Origin of the sequence: Devosia sp. 63-57 (assembly GCF_001899045.1) — a bacterium.
In the GTDB taxonomy this organism is placed as follows: Bacteria; Pseudomonadota; Alphaproteobacteria; order Rhizobiales; family Devosiaceae; genus Devosia; species Devosia equisanguinis.
The window spans coordinates 837,926-855,034 of the sequence record NZ_MKUY01000005.1 but is presented as its reverse complement, the minus strand read 5'-3'; the positions used below and the strand labels follow the sequence as shown (position 1 = coordinate 855,034).

The window sequence follows — 17,109 nt, the reverse complement described above, 5'->3', positions numbered from 1 at the left end:
TGCTTGGGAACTTGAGCAGTGCCGGGCTTTGCGGTCAAATCCTATCGGCGCACCGCCTCGGGTGGCGCAGGATCGTAAGGGCAGACACGCAGAACCGGCATACTCGCCCATAGGGGCCAACCAGAACGCAAGGGCCGCATCGATGACCTTCGGACTGACTGCAGAGATCCTGGCGCGCATCCAGTTCGCCTTCACGGTCTCCTTCCACTTCATCTTCCCGGCCTTTTCCATCGGCACAGCCAGTTTCCTGGCCGTGCTCAATGCGCTTTGGCTGTGGAAGCGGGACCCGGCCTATCTCAAGCTCTTCGAATATTGGAAGACCATCTTCGCGGTGACCTTCGGCATGGGCGTGGTGTCCGGAATCGTGATGAGCTACCAGTTCGGCACCAACTGGTCGGTGTTTTCCGAAAAGGCCGGCGCCGTCATCGGGCCGCTGATGGGCTATGAAGTGCTCACCGCCTTCTTCCTCGAGGCCGGATTCCTCGGCATTGCCCTGTTCGGCCGCAAGCGCGTCGGCGACGGACTGCACATGGTCGCTGTCGCCATGGTCGCCATTGGCACGCTGATTTCGGCCACCTGGATCACCTCGGCCAATTCCTGGATGCACACACCCGCCGGCTTCAGCCTAGACGCGAATGGCGCCTTCATTCCCGAAGACTGGTGGGCGATCATCTTCAACCCGTCCTTCCCCTATCGGTTGACCCATACCGTTCTGGCCGCCTTCCTCACCACCGCCTTCGCCGTCGGCGCGGTCGGCGCCTGGCATCTGTTGAAGGATCGCGAAAACCGGCAGGCGCGCATCATGTTCTCCATGGCCATGTGGATGGCCGCGATCGTCACGCCGATCCAGATTTTCGTGGGCGACATGCACGGGCTCAATACGCTCGAATACCAGCCCGCCAAGATCGCGGCGATGGAGGGCCATTACGAAACCCACACGGATGGCGCGCCGCTGATCCTGTTCGGCATTCCGGACGATGAGGCCGAAACCACCCATTACGCAGTGGAAATCCCCAAGCTCGGCTCGCTCATTCTCACCCATTCGCTGGATGGCGAGGTCAAGGGCCTCAAGGAATGGGACCGCGCCGACCGGCCCCCGGCGCTGATCCCCTTCTTCACCTTCCGCATCATGGTCGGCATTGGCTTTCTGATGCTCGGGCTCGGCATGTGGTCGCTCTGGTCGCGCTGGCGCAAGACGCTCTACACCAATCGCTGGCTGCACCGCTCGGCGGTGGTGATGGGCGGCTCGGGCTTCGTCGCGGTGCTGGCAGGCTGGTACACGACCGAAGTCGGACGCCAGCCCTATACGGTCTATGGCCTGATGCGGACCGCCGACAGCCTTTCGCCGGTGGACGCGCCGGCAGTGGGCGCATCGCTGGTCGCCTTCGTCGTTGTCTATTTCCTCGTCTTCGGCGCCGGGGTCTTCTACCTCTTCCGCCTGTTCCGCCGTCCACCCATCCTCGATGAGGACCACGAACTGGACAAGGCGCCGCATCGCGCCGCCGGCATCACCCCCGGCCCGGCCCAGGAAGACCCGATCAAGGAAGGATTGCGCCATGCCGATTGATCTTCCCACCGTCTGGGCCGGCATCATCGCCTTTGCCGTCCTGGCCTATGTCGTGCTCGACGGCTTCGATCTGGGCATCGGCATCCTCTTCCCGTTCTTTCCGGCGCGGGACGAGCGCGATCTGATGACCAATTCGATCGCCCCGGTCTGGGACGGCAACGAAACCTGGCTGGTGCTGGGCGGCGGCGGCCTCATGGCTGTGTTTCCGGTGGCCTATGCCACCGTGCTGCCGGCGCTCTACATGCCCATTATCATCATGCTGTTGGGGCTGATCTTCCGGGGCGTGGCCTTCGAGTTCCGCTGGCGCACGCAGCGCGCCTCGCATTATTGGGACTATGGCTTCTGGATCGGCTCGACTCTGGCCGGCTTCACCCAGGGTATTGCGCTGGGCGCACTGGTGCAGGGCATTACCGTAGTGGATCGGGCCTATGCCGGGGGCTGGTGGGATTGGCTGTCGCCGTTCTCGATCCTCACCGGCTTTGCCGTGGTCGTCGGCTATGCGCTTCTGGGCGCCTGCTGGCTCAATCTCAAGACGCTGGGCGCGGTGCAGGACAAGGCGCGCAAGCTCGCCAAGGGCCTGGGCATTGCCATGCTGGTGCTGATCGCCGCCGTCTCGCTCTGGAGCCCCTTCATCAACCCGGTCTATTTCGAGCGCTGGTTTGGCTGGCCGACGGCATTCTTTTCCGCCTTTGTCCCGCTCCTGCTTGCGGCCTGCGCGTTCCTCCTCTGGCATGGCCTGACCAATGACAAGCACCTGCAGCCGTTCCTCGCGGCGCTGGGGCTGTTCGTCTTGAGCTTTGTGGGTCTGGGGATCAGCTTCTACCCCTATATCGTGCCGGGCAGCCTCACCATCGCCGAAGCGGCGGCGCCGGACTCGTCGCTGATGTTCCTGCTGGTGGGCGCGGTGATCCTGGTGCCGACGATCCTGGCCTATACCGGCTACGCCTATTGGGTCTTCCGCGGCAAGCTCGACCCCGACGAGGGCTATCACTGATGCCGGACGTCCCCCGGCACCGCTACCTCTGGTTTTTCGGGCTGTGGATCGCCGGCGTGCTCTGCGTCACCGCCATAGGCCTCGTGGTCAAGCTGTTCCTGGCGGGGTGAAGCGAGGCCGCAAAGACCGGCGGGGTCTTCGCGGCCTGAGTGATTAAAACGGATAGTGCTGGTCGGGGTCTTCGACGGTGATCCAGCGCAGATCGGTGAATTCGGCCACGGCGGCGCGACCGCCGAAACGGCCGTAGCCTGAGGCTTTGACGCCACCAAAAGGCATTTGCGCCTCGTCATGCACGGTCGGGCCATTGATATGGCAGATGCCACTTTCGATGCGGCGGGCGACGGCCATGGCGCGGCGAATATCGCTGGAAAAGACCGCCGAGGAGAGGCCGTATTCGGTGTCATTGGCAACGCGGACCGCCTCGTCGTCGCCCTTGACGCGGATGACGCTCTTGGCCGGCCCGAAGGACTCTTCGGCATAGATGCGCATTTCCGGCGTTACCCGATCGAGCAGCGTCGCTTCCATGATGGCGCCGTCGCGCTTGCCGCCGGCGGCGAGTACCGCGCCCTTGGCCACGGCATCCGATATCATTTCCTCGACGCGCTCGGCGGCCTGGCGGGTGACGAGAGCGCCGAGCACCACCTGGCCGCGCGGATCGCCCGCTGGCAGCGCCTTGGCCTTGGCGGCGAGCTTTTCGACAAAGGCGTCGGCCACCTTTTCATCGACGATGATGCGCTCGGTCGACATGCAGATCTGACCCTGATTCATATAGGAGCCGAAGGCGGCGGCGTTGACCGCTGCATCAAGATCGGCATCGTCGAGCACCAGCAGCGGCGCCTTGCCCCCCAGTTCGAGCAGCACCGGCTTGAGATGTTCGGCCGCCAGCTTGGCGATGATCTTGCCGACCTTGGTGGAACCGGTGAAGTTGACGCGCTTGACCGCAGGATGGGCGATCAGGGTCTCGACCACCTTGGCGGCATCCTCTGGCGCGTTGGAAATCACATTGACGACGCCCTTGGGGAAGCCGGCTTCGCGCATCACCTGACCGATCAGGCGATGGGTGGCCGGACACAGTTCGGAGGCCTTGAGCACCACGGTATTGCCGCAGGCCAGCGGCATGGCGATGGCGCGGGTGCCCAGAATGATGGGGGCATTCCAGGGGGCGATGCCCAGACAGACGCCAGCGGGCTGGCGGATGCCCATGGAGAGATTGCCCGGCTTGTCGGAGGGAATGACTTCACCCGCAATCTGGGTGGTCATGGCCGCGGCTTCGCGAAGGATATTGGCGGCGAACATGGTGTTGAACCCGCCCCAGGGGCCGGTAGCGCCGGTTTCCGCCGTCACCAGGGCCATGAACTCGCCGGCCTTGGAATCCATGATATCGGCGGCCTTGAGCAGCAGCTTGCGCCGTTCATTGGGACCGGTGGCGCTCCATTTCGGAAAGGCGGCGGCGGCGGCTTCGACCGCGGCAACGGCATCCTCGGTGCTGGCAGCGGGGGCGCGGGTCGCCACCGCGTCGGTCACCGGGTCGATGCGGTCATAGGTGGCGCCAGTCTTGGCGGGGCGATCCTCGTTGTCGATCAGCAAATGAATGTCGTTCATATCAACCTCCCTGAAATTGTTTGGTGTGCCTAATGTCCGAATGTGTCGGATGGTTTGTGCCCGCGTTTCGCGGCGATATCGCGACCAGTGGCGAAATCGTCAGCCCGGACTGGTGCTGCGCCGGATGACCAGGCGCGGCGGCACCACGAAATGCTCGGCCTGGCTGCGCCCCTGTATCCGCTCGATCAGCAGCCGCGTCGCCTGCAGCCCCAGCAGTTCGCCGGACTGGTCGATGCTGGAAAGCCCGTTCTGGGCGAAGTCGCAGTAAACGGTATTGTCATAGCCGGCGATGCCCACATCCTCGGGAATGCGCAATCCCAGTTCGGTGGCGACGCTGATCACTTCGAGAGCAATGAAATCGGTCCAGCAGAAAATCGCATCGGGCCGGTTGGGTGCCTGCAGCATCCGGCGGGCGGTGATCTGCACGTCCCGCAATGTCTGGGATTCCTGGACGATATTGATGGCGCTGCCCAGCCCCGCCTCGATCATGCCGCGGCGATAGCCGATCTCGCGCTCAGCCAGAATGGTAGAGGTCGTGCTCTTGAGGCCGATCATGGCGATGCGCTTATAGCCTGCCGCCACCATCTGCCGGACCACCAGCTGCCCGCCCTGCTGGTCGTTGTTGTTCACCGTGTCGAAAGTGGTGATATCGGGCTCGTGGTGACCCACCGCCACCAAGGGCTTGCGCGCGGCGATGGCGTCGAGATTGGCGCGATCCTCGGTGGCGCCGATCAGGATGATCCCATCCATCTGTCGGTCGATCATGGCCTCGACAATGGCCATTTCGCCGGTAGCCGACGACTGGCTGATGCCGATCAAAGCGCGATATTGCGTACGCTCCAGCGCATTGTTCACCCCGGTCATAATGTCGGAGAAAAACGGATTGCGGATGTCCGGCAACACGAGACCAATGGTGTAGGTCTGGCCGCGCATGCCCCGGGCGGCGGCCAGCGGCCGATAACCAAGCGCATCCATGGACTGGCGGACTTTGGCGCGCAGCGTGTCGGACACGCCATAGGCATCGCGCAGCACCTTGGACACCGCCGCGACGGAAACGCCTGCATCTTCAGCCACTTCGCGGATGGTCACCCGCCGGTTGCCCTTATCCTTTTCCGTGCTCGTCACCAAAATTCTCCCCCCCGCAAGACCCTGATTGCAAAGCCGGGTTTGCTGTCCGGACCAGGTCAATTGCGCCGGCCGACACCCTATCGCAAGAATCGCTATTGCCAAAAGGCAGAAAACGTAGAACGATACACGTAGAACATTCTACAAGACCGCGCTGGCGGCGATATCCGGGAGGAACGGCGTGAACGACGCAACGATTTCGCACATCCAGAACAGCGGCCCCGCCGCCATTGCCTGGAGCGCGCAGATGATCCGCCCGCAGGCGGATCAGGGCGTGGGGACGCCGGCCAGTTTCGTGGCCAAGTCGTTCACCCTGAACAGCGTCCGTGGCACGGAAATCCTTCATATCAGCGCTCTGGGTCTCTACCGGGCCTTCATCAACGGCCAGCGCGTCGGCAACGATCTGCTGACGCCCGGCTGGACCGCCTACGATGCCCGGCTCAGCTACCAGTCCTATCCGGTCGGGCAGCTGCTCAAGGCGGGTGAAAACCGCATCGAAATCTGGCTCGCCGATGGCTGGCTGCGCTCGCAGATGATGTGGGGGCAGCAGCCGATCTTCAACACCTGGGGCGACCAGATCGCGGCCATTGCCGAGCTGCGTGGCGCCGTGGGCATGGACGATGCCGTGCTGGTCACCGATGACAGCTGGGAGAGCGGCGAGTTGCCGGTGCGCAAGTCCGGCATCTATTTCGGCGAGGTCTTTGACGCCCGCATTACCCCGCAGGTGAGCGCCGGCACCGAAGCGCTGGCCTTCGACAGCGCGAGGCTGGTGCCGCACGAGACCACCCCGCCGCGCGAGCTCGAGCCGCTGCCGGTGGTGCGCAGCTGGACCGATGCCGAGGGTCGCACCGTCTATGATTTCGGCCAGAATGCCGGTGGCAATGTCGCCATCACGGTGCAAGGCCAGGCCGGCGCCAAGATCAGCGTCGAGCATGGCGAAGTGCTCGACCAGGATGGCCAGTTCTACAACGGCAATTACCGCACCGCGGCCGCTCGGCTGGACTATATCCTGGCCGGTGGCGGGCAGGAACATTATCGCCCCTATTTCACCTTCCAGGGCTATCGCTATGTCCGCGTCACCATCGAGGGTGAGGCGCAGCTGCTCGATATCGTTTCGGTGCCGATTTCTTCGGTGTCGGAGGTCAAGGCAGGCTTTACCTCAGCCAATCCGCTGGTGAACCGGCTGTTCCTCAACACGCTGTGGAGCCAGCGCTCGAACTTCATCGACGTGCCGACGGACTGCCCGCAGCGCGATGAGCGGCTGGGCTGGACGGGCGATGCGCAGGTCTTTGCCGGCACCGCCTGCTATCTGGCCGATGTGCAGGACTTTTTCCGCAAATGGCTGCGCGACCTGATGGTGGACCAGCGCGAAGACGGGGCCGTGCCCCATGTCTGTCCCGATCCGACCCGTCTCAAGCCGCAGGACTATCCTGGCTTTTATGGCTCCACCGGCTGGGGTGATGCCATCTGGGTGGTGCCCTGGCAGGTCTATCTGCATTATGGCGACACCGCCCTGTTGCAGGAAACGCTGCCGGCGATGACCAAATGGGTCGATTTCGTCTGGTCGATCAGCAATGGCCCGGTCGTGAAACCGCCGCGCAGCTGGGGGGCCCGCGGGTTCTCCTTTGGCGATTGGCTGCAGCCGGGAGGGCCGAGCGCCAAGCCCCTGCCCACGATCGGCGACGACGCTTCGGCCACGATCTATCTCTATATGGCGGCCAGTCGGGTCGCCGAGATTGCCGGCATTATCGGCGACACGGCCACGCAAACACGGCTTGCCGCCATGGCTGCCGAGGTCAAGGCCGCCTTTGCGCGGGAATTCATCACCGCCTCCGGCCGCCTCGCCTATGACGACCAGACCTCCTACGCCCTGGCTTTCGTCAACGACCTCATTCCCGAGGACAAGCGCGACGCCGCCAAGGACTATTTCCGCAACGCCATCGCCCGCACCGACGGGCGGATCGGCACCGGCTTCATCGGCACGCCGGCCCTGTTGCCGGCGCTGGTCAAGATCGGCGATCCGAGCCTAGCCGCTGACGTGTTTCTTCAGGAAGAGGTGCCGGGCTGGCTCTACCAGGTCAAGATGGGCGCCACCACCATCTGGGAGCGCTGGGATGCCATCCAGCCCGATGGCACGATCTACAATCCGCAGATGAATTCCTACAACCACTATGCCTATGGCGCGGTGTGCCAGTGGCTGCTGGAAGCGATTGCCGGGTTCCGTCCCGATGCCAATGACCCGGGATTTGCCACGGTGGTGTTCGAGCCGGTCATCGTGCCCGAACTGTCGCCGGTGACGGCGCATCATGACAGCCCCAAGGGCCGGATCGAAGCGCAATGGAGCGTCGACGGAGACGCCGTCCACTACCAGTTCACCGTGCCTCAGGGCAGCACCGGCCGCCTCGTCATTGCCGAGGCCTATCGCAATGCCAGTCTCGACGGCCAGGCCGCCAGCGGCACCGTCACCGGACTGGCGCCCGGCCGGCATAGTCTCGAATTCAGTTATTCGCCCCAGCGACGCACCAAGTCCACGGGGCCGAACATCAACGCGCGCACGCCCTGATCAAACGGCGACGCGACAACCACGGTCCGGATGGCGGACCAATAAGGGAGGACTATCTATGACCAAGACCAATCGCAGAGCCCTGCTGGGTGGGCTTGCCGCGGGCCTCATGGCGCTGACCGCGCTGTCGGGCGCCGCCTATGCGCAGAGCGTGACCCTGAGCTATCTCATTCCCAGCGGCGCCGATGGCGTGGCCGTGGCCGAAGAACTGGTCAAGGCATTCGAAGCCAAGAACCCCGATATCAAGATCGAGATCGAAACCCGCCCCGGCGGCTCGGAAGGCGACAACCTGGTCAAGACGCGCCTGGCCACCGGCTCCATGGCCGACATCTTCCGCTACAATTCGGGCTCGCTGTTCCAGGCCATCAACCCGGCCCAGTTCCTCGTCGATCTCAGCAACGAGCCGTGGGAAGCCGATATCCAGCCGTCCTTCAAGCAGGTGGTGACGGCGCCCGATGGCACGATCCGCGGCGCACCGATGGGCGCGGCCATGGGCGGCGGCATCTACTACAACAAGAAGATCTATGAAGAGCTCGGCCTTTCCGTGCCCAAGACCTGGGACGAGTTCATGGCCAATAACGAAAAGATCAAGGCTGCCGGCAAGGTGCCGGTCATCCAGACCTATGGCGATACCTGGACCAGCCAGCTCTTCGTGCTCGCCGACTATTACAACGTCGCGGCCAAAGACCAGTCCTTCGCCAATCGCTATACGGCGGGTGAGGCCAAGTTCGCCACCGATCCCAATGCGCTGCGCGGCTTTGAAAAGCTGCAGGCCGCCCATGATGCGGGCTTCTTCAACGAAGATTTCGGCGCCGCCAAATATGACGACGGCATCCGCATGGTCGCCAATGGCGACGGCGCTCACTACCCGATGCTGACTTTCGCCACCACGGCGATCGCGCAGACCGTTCCCGACAAGCTGGCCGATGTCGGCTTCTTCGCCCAGCCTGGTGACGACGCCAGCCTGAATGGTCTGACCGTGTGGATGCCCGATGGCATTTATATTCCCCAGACAACCGCCAACCTGGATGCGGCCAAGAAGTTCGTCGCCTTCGTGGCCAGCGTCGAGGGCTGCGAGGCCCAGACGCGCGCCGGTGGCGCCAGCGGTCCCTATCTCGTCAATGGCTGCACCCTGCCGGCTGACATTCCGCCTGCCGTCTCCGACATGCTGCCCTACTTCGCCGAAGGTGGACAGAACGGCCCGGCGCTGGAATTCCTGTCGCCGATCAAGGGTCCGGCGCTCGAGCAGATCACCGTCGAAGTGGGCTCGGGCATCCGCCCGGCCGCTGACGGCGCTGCGCTCTATGACGAAGATGTGCGCAAGCAGGCTCAGCAGCTCGGCCTTCCCGGCTGGTAAGCCGTTAGCCGGCCATTTGGCTCCCTCCCACCCTCCCCTTGCGGGGAGGGTATCGGAGCTTGACCCCCAAGGGTCCTGAGGCAAGGTATGGAGGGGGTGGTATCGCACTGCCCCCTCCACTCTCCCCCAATTCCTCCCCGCAAGGGGAAGCGTGGCGATCGACCTGAAATCCCGACAGTGGATATGGTTAGAGGAAGCACACCGATGACGACATTGTCCCAGGCCAGCGGCCCACCCCTGCCCAAGCGCCGCTCGACCTATCCGATGTGGTTCATCACCCCGGCGGCGGTGATCTATTCGGTCCTGTTCCTCTTTCCCACATTCAGTTCCGCCTGGTTCAGCCTCACCCGCTGGAACCTCTTCAGCTCGACCTTTATCGGGCTCGACAATTTTGCCCAGTTCTTCCGCGAACCGTTCCTGATCAAGGGCCTCGTGAACACCGTCATCTTTGCGGTGACCACGTCGGGCCTCAAGGTGGTGCTGGGGCTGGCGCTGGCCATCCTGCTGACCTCGCCGCGCGTCTGGCGCGACTGGCTGCGCTCGGTGGTGTTCTTTCCCGTACTGGTCTCGACGGTCGGGGTCGGCATCACCTTCACCGTGCTCATGCATCCGACCCAGGGCATGATCAACGAGGGCCTTGCGCTTATCGGCATCAAGGGGCCGGGCTGGCTCACCGATCCGAACCTGGCACTCTTGTCGGTGGCATTGGTGGATGTGTGGAAGGGCGTGGGCCTGGCGACCGTCATCTACATCGCCGGCATCGTCTCCATCCCCAAGGACTATTACGAGGCGGCGCGTATCGATGGCTCGACCCCCTGGCAGAGCTTCCGCTACGTCACCCTGCCGCTCTGCCGCCCGGCCACGGCGACGGTGGTCACGCTGTCCTTCATCGGCGGGCTGCGCACCTTCGATCTGATCTGGGCCATGACGCGCGGCGGGCCCGGCTTTGCTTCCGATACCATCGCCTCGGTCATCTACAAGCAGTACCAGGCCGGCTTCTACGGCCTGTCGACTGCCGGCAATGTGGTGCTGTTCATCCTCATCGCCCTATTGGTCATTCCGCTGACCATGTTCCTCAACCGCCGGGAGGGCCACCAGTGAGTTTCCTGCGCAAATACTGGCTCAACGCCGTCGCTGTCGTGGTGTCGGCAGTGGTCTTTCTCGTGCCCTTCGTCTTCATCATCCTCACCGCCGTCAAGGACAAGCAGGAGGCGGCGCTGCTGGACTTCGCCTGGCCGACGGGCTTTCACCTCTGGGACAATATCGTCGAGGTGATCACCACGCGAAACTGGATGCTGGTGACGGCCTTCGTCAATTCCACCATCCTCACAGTGGTGAGCGTAACGCTGCTGGTGATCTTTGCGGCCATGGTCGGCTTCGTGCTGCAACGCCGCAAGACCAAGTGGAACGGGCTGATCAACTTCCTGATCCTGGCTGGCCTGATGATGCCGCCGGCGGTGGTCCCCACCATCTGGCTGCTGCAGGGCATTGGCCTTTTCGGCAAGCTGCACGGGCTGATCCTGATCGAAGTGGCCTATGGCCTGTCCTTTTCGATCATTCTCTACCGCGCCTTCATCTCCACCATTCCGCGCGAACTGGACGAGGCGGCGATCATCGATGGTGCGCGCCCGCTCGACGTGTTCTTCCGCGTCATCCTGCCTTTGCTCTGGCCGGTGACCGTCACCAATATCGTGGTGCAGTCGGTCGCCATCTTCAACGACTTCACCAACCCGCTCTATTATCTGCCGGGCAATGCCAATGCCACGGTGCAGCTGACGCTCTACAATTTCCAGAGCCAGTACAACACCGCCTATAATCTGCTGTTCACCAACATCCTGCTGATCACCATTCCGCCGCTGCTCGTCTTCCTGTTCTTCAACCGGCAGATCGTGGCCGGCATGACTGCAGGCGCCGTCAAAGGCTGATCGCACGCGCTATCCAAGGAGGCTCCCATGGCCGGGCTCGAACTCAAGAACCTTCAGAAATCCTATGGCGCGGTCGATGTGATCAAGGGCATCGACCTCGAGATCGAACATGGCGAATTCGTCGTTTTCGTCGGCCCCTCGGGCTGCGGGAAATCCACCCTGCTGCGCATGATTGCGGGGCTGGAGGACATTACCGGGGGCGAACTCTCCATTGGCGGGCGGGTGGTCAATGCCATGGAGCCGCGCGATCGCGGCATCGCCATGGTGTTCCAGTCCTACGCGCTCTATCCGCATATGAGCGTCTACGACAATGTCGGCTTCGGGCTGATGCTGGCCAAGACACCCAAGGATGTGCGCGACGCCAAGATTCGCGAGGCGGCCCGCATCCTGCAGATGGAACATCTGCTCGATCGCAAGCCGAGCCAGCTCTCCGGTGGTCAGCGCCAGCGGGTCGCCATCGGCCGCGCCATCGTGCGCCAGCCCGAAGTCTTCCTTTTCGACGAACCGCTGAGCAATCTGGATGCGGCGCTGCGCGTCGACATGCGCATGGAGATCGCCAAGCTGCATGCCGAGCTCGGCGCCACCATGATCTATGTGACGCACGACCAGGTCGAGGCCATGACGCTGGCAGACAAGATCGTGGTGCTCGATGGCGGCGTGGTGCAGCAGGTGGGGGCGCCCATCGAACTCTACCAGCGCCCCGCCAATCTGTTCGTGGCCGGGTTCATCGGTTCGCCGCGGATGAATTTCGTGCCGGTCGCAGTCGACAAGATCGAAGGCGAGACGATCACGGTCAGCGGCAAGGACGTGGTGAGCGTACCGGTCAAGATCGGGGCGGCCAATGCGCGGCCGGGCGAGGCCCTGACCCTGGGCGTGCGCCCGCATGATCTGGTGGTCGCGCCGTCCGGCGCCATTGTCGGGCGCGTCATCATGGTCGAGCGGCTGGGCAATGAAACCATTGTCAACCTGGAACTGCCCTCGGGCGCGACCTGGCTGGCGGTTCTCGATGGCGACCAGGCGCTGACGCGCGGGGAAAGTCTGGCGCTCGATGTCGATCCCACCCGCGCCCTGCTGTTCGACCAGGCCGGAAACGCTCTGGCCGCGCGTGGCTGATCCAAAGAGCTCAGAACACCGGCCCGATGGTGGTGAGCAGATTGTCATAGGCGACGCGGATGGCCGGCCGCGCCTCCACTTCCGCGCGCGACACCCGGATGGAGCGCGCCAGATAGCTATCCTGCCGCGCCCGCACTTGGGCTGCCATGTCGGGCGCATAGAGCAGGATATTGTTCTCGAAATTGAGATAGAGGCTGCGGAAATCCATATTGGCCGAGCCGACCAGCGCCAGGCTCTTGTCGACCACGAGGGTCTTGGCATGCAGCAGGCCGCCCTGGAACAGGTGGAGTTCCACCCCTGCGGCCAGCAATTGCTCGAAATAGGCGCTGCTGATCGAGGCGATGGCGCGTGAATCGTTGCGCGCCGGCAGGATCAGCGTGGTTTTGACGCCCCGCCTGGCGCAGGACAGGATGGAGGCCAGCAGCGAGGGATCGGGCACGAAATAGGGGGTGGAGATCACCGCCTCGTGCAACGCGCTGCCCAGCACGGCGACGAACACATCCGACATGGCCCCGCGCGGCGACAGCGGCCCGGTGCCGAAGGCGATGGCGGGAAAGCCCTGGGCGTCAGCCGCTTCCGGCGCGTCGTCGAGCAGTTCGGAAAGATCCTCGCCATATTCGATCAGCCAGGTGCTGGCGAAGACGCGCTGGTTCTGGCGCACCACCGGCCCCTCATAGCGAATGAGGATATCGACCCAGGGCGCGAATTTGGGCTTGATGCGGAATTCGGGATCGGCGCAATTCTGGCTGCCGCAATAGGTGATGGCATTGTCGACCACCACGATCTTGCGGTGATTGCGCAGGTCGGGCCGATTGGCCGAACCGACCAGCAGGGGCAGCGACGGCTTGAGCGAGATGCAGAGGCGAATGCCTGCATCCTTCATGGCCCGCCAGTAGTCCGATGCGATCAGAGCGCGCGATCCCAGCGCATCGACCCCGACCCGGCAGATGACGCCGCGCGCCGCCGCGCGCTTGAGCGCTTCCACCACCTTGAGCCCATTGGTGTCGGTCAGCCAGATATAGAAGCTGATATGGATGGTGTCCCGGGCGGCATCGAAATCGGCCACCATATCGTCGATCGCCGCATTGGAATCCATGGTCAGCCGGGCGCTGTTGCCGCTGGCCGTGGCGCAGCCGCTCAGATGCTCGCAGGCGGCGAAGGCGGGGCGAAACCGTTCGGGCACCGATTTGCGACCCGCCGTTTCGTCCTCGGTGAGAGCCGCCTTGGCCAGCTGGCGCTCGATGAGATCGGCGGCCCGGCGGAAGCGCCGCGCCATCCACGGCTCGCCGAACATGAAATAGGCCGCCACCCCGACAAAGGGCGCGATGATGATCAGCATCAGCCAGGCGATGCGGCCGCTGGGCGTGATATCGCCATTGAGCAGCACCCGGATGACCGCGATGCCATGCAGCACGGCCCAAAGGGCGACGGCGATCAGGTGAAGCGGCATGAACATCTCCGGAATGGCCGGCTTGGAGGCTGGCTCTGTCGCGCAAGCAGATCGCGCGGCGCGGCGCACGTCAATCGGCTGGCGCCGGGAAAAATCGCCGTTCCGGCAGAAGGTTGCATCGGGCAGAGCACCAACCAGACCGCCCCCTCAGCGCCTCACGCCCAGCCGGGTCATTTTCTCGCTAAGCGTGCGTCTTGGCACCTGCAGGGCCTCGGCGGTGGCGGCGATGGAATCGCCGTGGCGGGCCAGTTCGGTTTCGATCAGGTGTCGTTCATAGGCGGCGACGCGTTCGGCGAGGCCCCCCGTCGCTTCAGGCATTGAGGCGTCGGCCGGGCCGATCATGGCGGCGAGGGAACGGCCCGAAGCGTCGAGCCCGATGGCGAAGCGTTCGGCGGCGGCCTTGAGTTCGCGCACATTGCCGGGCCAGCCATGGCGCCTGATGGCCTCGAGGTCGGCCGGGTGCAGGCTCGGCGCCGGACGATTGAAGCGCTTGGCCGCCGCGCCGAGGAAATGGTGGAACAACAACACGCAATCATCGCCCCGGGCTCGCAGCGGCGGCAGGGTCAGGGTGGCCAGGTTCAGCCGATAATAGAGATCGGCGCGGAAGCGGCCGGCCATGCTTTCGGCCGCCAGATCGACCTTCGAGGCCGCAATGATACGCACATCGAGCGGGATCTGCTTGTTGGAGCCGACGCGCTCCACCACCCGCTCCTGAATGACGCGCAAGACCTTGGCCTGGGCTAGAAGCGGCATGGACTCGATTTCGTCGAGCAGCAATGTGCCGCCATTGGCATATTCGAATTTGCCCACCCGCTGCGCGCCCGCGCCGGTAAAAGCGCCGGCCTCGTGGCCGAACAGTTCGCTTTCGATGAGCTCGGCGGGAATGGCGGCGCAATTGACGGCGACGAAGGGCGCCTTGGCGCGCGGGGAGAAATCGTGGAGGCACCGCGCCACCACTTCCTTGCCGGTGCCGGTTTCCCCCAGAATGATGACATCGGCGGGGATCTGGGCGAGTTCGCGCACCATGTGGCGCAGCCGCTCCACGGCCTCGGAACTACCGACGAGGCGCAGGGCGAGTTCGGCATCGCCGCCATCGAGTTGCCGGCGCAGATCGGCGATTTCGCGCTTGAGGCTGGCCTGTTCGGCTGCCCGCTTGATGCTGGCCACCAACTCGTCGGGCACATAGGGCTTTTGCAGGAAGTCGAAGGCCCCCTGGCGCATGGCTTCCACCGCCATGGGCACGTCGCCATGGCCGGTGATGAGAATGACTTCGGCGGGGACCATGAGCTCGCGCACCCGGCGCAGGAGGTCGAGCCCGGAGAGGCCGGGCATGCGCACATCGCTCAGGATGACATGGGGCCTGATGGCGTCGAGCCGCGCCAGCGCCGCGGCGGCGTCGGGCGCGACATGGGTCGCATAACCGGACAGCCGCAGCCATTGCTCGAGCGCGGTGCGGATCATTTCCTCGTCGTCGACGATGAGCACGCTGGGTTCAGTCAATCTGTTCTCTTTCGGCGGCGTGGGCGAGGGGAAGCGTCAGGGTGAAGCTGGCGCCATGGCCGGGTGGGCTGGTGACGGTGATGGTCCCGCCCATGTCCCGCACCAGCCCATAAGAAATGGAAAGGCCCAGCCCCAGCCCCTCCCCGGCGGACTTGGTGGAATAGAAGGGGTCGAAAATGCTGGTCAGGGCGTCGGGGGCAATGCCGGTTCCGGTGTCGCTGACCGAAAAGCGCGCCGCACCCTCAGCATCGGTCACGGCAATGGACAGCACCCGTACGCTTTCGCCGACCATGGCGTCGGCGGCATTGGTGAAGAGGTTGATGAGCACCTGTTCGATATGGACGGGATTGCCGGCAACCCCGATCGGATGGACGGGCCGGCGATACTCCACCTCGATCCCCAGCGCCCGCAGCTTGTGATCCACCAGATCGAGCGCATTGGCGATAACCGCGCCGGCATCGGCCTGCATGGGCGCCGCGGTCTGCTTGCGCGCAAAAGTCTTGAGATGTCCGGTGAGCCCGGCCAGCCGGTCGACGATGCGGTCGATATGGCCCAGGACCTGGGTGATATCGGCATCCTGCCGGCGGGCGGCCAGCAATTTGGCGCTGGCCAGATGAGTGGTGAGCGCGGCGACCGGCTGGCTGACTTCATGGGCCACCCCCGCCAATGCCTGGCCGAGACTGGCCAGCTTGGCCGCCTGCACCAGATGCCCCTGCACCGCCCGCTCTGCCGCTTCGGCGCGGATGCGCTCGGCGATTTCGCTGCGCAGGGCCTCATTGGTCACATGCAGATCCTCGGTGCGCTCGGCCACGCGCTGCTCGAGTTGTTCATGGTCGGCGAGGCGCTGGGCCAGCATACGGCGCCGTTGCAGCAGGAGCGCGGCGATGAGGAACAGGGCGGATATGGCCAGAGCGGCTGCGAGCGCGGCAATCCAGGCGTCGCGAAACAGCGGCCAGGCCGGGGTGAAGGAGATGATGCGCCATTGGTGCATGGGCAGGCGCAATTCATCGACGACGAATATGCCGCTCGTATCGGTGCTTTCGTCGGCGATATAGGCGAAATCGACGCCGCGCGAGGGCCAGATGTCGACGGCCACCGGGGTTTCGCGTGCGCCCTTGGGCCCATAGCGCAATTGCGGTGCGATCATCGCGAAAGTGCCCGCCGGCAGCGGGGCGATCGGCCGATAGCGCCAGTCGGGGCGGGTGGAGAGAATGGTGATATTGTTGAGATCGACAATGCCGATCAATTCGCCCGAGCGCCACCAATTGGCTTCGATCTCGCCGAGATTGATCTTGGCCACGGCGACGCCGAGCGGCCCATTCTCGCCATCGATGCGCCGGGCCAGAAAATAGCCCGCCACGCCGGTGACCGTGCCCACGGCATAGAATTTGGCATCCCCGTCATACATGGCCTCTTCGAAATAGGGCCGATAGGCCAGGTTCTCGCCGACAAAACTGTCATAGGCCCACCAGTTCGAGGCCGCGACCACCTGGCCGTCGGTGGCCATGACGAAGATTTCCCCTGCCCCGGCCGTGTCGTTGAGGCGGGAGAGAAAGGCATTGGCGGCCTCCCGGGTCTCTGCATTGCCCGGATCGAGCAGCACGGCGCGGGTGTCGCTGGCCAGCGCAATGCTGGAGGGCAGATAGTGAAAGCGCTCGATGATGGCTTCGAGGGTGCGGTCGAACAGCGCCAGGCGCCGGTCGGCCTGCTGCCCCGCGGTGCGCAGGCCCGCCGACAGCGTCAACTCGAACACGGCCCAGCCGGTACCGAGCACCGCCACCAGCGCCAGGGCGAACAGGATCACGCTGCGCTGCTTCAGCCTTTCGCGAATGCCCAAGGCGCCTCCGGCAAGATATTGCCAATCCATCGCGCATATCCTGGCAATTTTCCGCCAAACTTGCCAGAGTGATTTG

12 protein-coding genes are annotated in these 17,109 nt (G+C 64.2%); 7 read left to right on the top strand and 5 right to left on the bottom strand.

The window, feature by feature from the left end:
* Window positions 1–142 precede the first annotated feature (142 nt).
* On the top strand, window positions 143–1,567 hold the full coding sequence (locus BGO80_RS12385) for a cytochrome ubiquinol oxidase subunit I (protein ID WP_286721719.1): 1,425 nt from the start codon (window positions 143–145) through the stop codon (window positions 1,565–1,567).
* Window positions 1,557–2,561, top strand: coding sequence for a cytochrome d ubiquinol oxidase subunit II (gene cydB, locus BGO80_RS12380; RefSeq protein ID WP_286721718.1), 1,005 nt, complete (start codon window positions 1,557–1,559; stop codon window positions 2,559–2,561). The genes BGO80_RS12385 and cydB overlap by 11 nt, the downstream gene beginning before the upstream one ends.
* A gap of 153 nt (window positions 2,562–2,714) precedes the next feature.
* Here cydB and BGO80_RS12375 read toward each other — a convergent pair whose 3' ends face one another.
* Window positions 2,715–4,163 carry an aldehyde dehydrogenase gene (locus tag BGO80_RS12375; RefSeq protein ID WP_286721717.1) on the bottom strand — a complete coding sequence of 483 codons (1,449 nt, stop codon included), beginning with the start codon at window positions 4,161–4,163 and terminating at the stop codon, window positions 2,715–2,717.
* A 99-nt stretch (window positions 4,164–4,262) separates the two neighbouring features.
* Window positions 4,263–5,288 carry a LacI family DNA-binding transcriptional regulator gene (locus tag BGO80_RS12370; RefSeq protein WP_286721716.1) on the bottom strand — a complete coding sequence of 342 codons (1,026 nt, stop codon included), beginning with the start codon at window positions 5,286–5,288 and terminating at the stop codon, window positions 4,263–4,265.
* Between the two features lie 247 nt (window positions 5,289–5,535).
* Here BGO80_RS12370 and BGO80_RS12365 point away from each other — a divergent pair, with 247 nt between their 5' ends.
* The 5 genes from BGO80_RS12365 to BGO80_RS12345 all read left to right on the top strand — a co-directional run bounded on the left by BGO80_RS12365 (window position 5,536) and on the right by BGO80_RS12345 (window position 12,246).
* The gene (locus BGO80_RS12365; protein WP_286723020.1) at window positions 5,536–7,851 is read left to right on the top strand and encodes an alpha-L-rhamnosidase; all 2,316 of its coding nucleotides are present in this window, start codon (window positions 5,536–5,538) and stop codon (window positions 7,849–7,851) included.
* A 58-nt stretch (window positions 7,852–7,909) separates the two neighbouring features.
* A complete protein-coding gene (locus tag BGO80_RS12360; protein ID WP_286721715.1) occupies window positions 7,910–9,208 on the top strand; it encodes an ABC transporter substrate-binding protein in 1,299 nt (432 codons plus the stop codon).
* A gap of 204 nt (window positions 9,209–9,412) precedes the next feature.
* Entirely contained in the window at window positions 9,413–10,309 is an 897-nt protein-coding gene (locus BGO80_RS12355; RefSeq protein WP_286721714.1) for a carbohydrate ABC transporter permease, read from the top strand.
* Window positions 10,306–11,133, top strand: coding sequence for a carbohydrate ABC transporter permease (locus tag BGO80_RS12350; protein WP_286721713.1), 828 nt, complete (start codon window positions 10,306–10,308; stop codon window positions 11,131–11,133). The genes BGO80_RS12355 and BGO80_RS12350 overlap by 4 nt, the downstream gene beginning before the upstream one ends.
* Window positions 11,134–11,160: 27 nt before the next feature.
* On the top strand, window positions 11,161–12,246 hold the full coding sequence (locus BGO80_RS12345) for an ABC transporter ATP-binding protein (RefSeq protein ID WP_286721712.1): 1,086 nt from the start codon (window positions 11,161–11,163) through the stop codon (window positions 12,244–12,246).
* 10 nt (window positions 12,247–12,256) lie between these two features.
* Here the strand turns inward: BGO80_RS12345 and cls are convergent, their stop codons facing one another.
* The 3 genes from cls to BGO80_RS12330 form a co-directional block, all read right to left on the bottom strand.
* Window positions 12,257–13,696, bottom strand: a complete 1,440-nt coding sequence (gene cls / locus BGO80_RS12340; RefSeq protein WP_286721711.1) for a cardiolipin synthase — start codon at window positions 13,694–13,696, stop codon at window positions 12,257–12,259.
* Between the two features lie 147 nt (window positions 13,697–13,843).
* Window positions 13,844–15,196 carry a sigma-54-dependent transcriptional regulator gene (locus tag BGO80_RS12335; protein WP_286721710.1) on the bottom strand — a complete coding sequence of 451 codons (1,353 nt, stop codon included), beginning with the start codon at window positions 15,194–15,196 and terminating at the stop codon, window positions 13,844–13,846.
* Complete coding sequence (locus BGO80_RS12330; protein WP_286721709.1) at window positions 15,189–17,063, bottom strand: sensor histidine kinase; 1,875 nt, start codon at window positions 17,061–17,063, stop codon at window positions 15,189–15,191. The genes BGO80_RS12335 and BGO80_RS12330 overlap by 8 nt, the downstream gene beginning before the upstream one ends.
* Window positions 17,064–17,109: the final 46 nt, after the last annotated feature.

Bases quoted from the DNA above. Each gene is read 5' to 3' on its own strand.
- BGO80_RS12355 (WP_286721714.1), top strand. From the start codon at position 9,413: ATGACGACATTGTCCCAGGCCAGCGGCCCACCCCTGCCCAAGCGCCGC.
- BGO80_RS12360 (WP_286721715.1), top strand. From the start codon at position 7,910: ATGACCAAGACCAATCGCAGAGCCCTGCTGGGTGGGCTTGCCGCGGGC.
- BGO80_RS12365 (WP_286723020.1), top strand. From the start codon at position 5,536: ATGATCCGCCCGCAGGCGGATCAGGGCGTGGGGACGCCGGCCAGTTTC.
- BGO80_RS12375 (WP_286721717.1), bottom strand. From the start codon at position 4,163: ATGAACGACATTCATTTGCTGATCGACAACGAGGATCGCCCCGCCAAG.
- cls (WP_286721711.1), bottom strand. From the start codon at position 13,696: ATGCCGCTTCACCTGATCGCCGTCGCCCTTTGGGCCGTGCTGCATGGC.
- cydB (WP_286721718.1), top strand. From the start codon at position 1,557: ATGCCGATTGATCTTCCCACCGTCTGGGCCGGCATCATCGCCTTTGCC.
- BGO80_RS12385 (WP_286721719.1), top strand. From the start codon at position 143: ATGACCTTCGGACTGACTGCAGAGATCCTGGCGCGCATCCAGTTCGCC.
- BGO80_RS12345 (WP_286721712.1), top strand. From the start codon at position 11,161: ATGGCCGGGCTCGAACTCAAGAACCTTCAGAAATCCTATGGCGCGGTC.
- BGO80_RS12330 (WP_286721709.1), bottom strand. From the start codon at position 17,063: ATGGATTGGCAATATCTTGCCGGAGGCGCCTTGGGCATTCGCGAAAGG.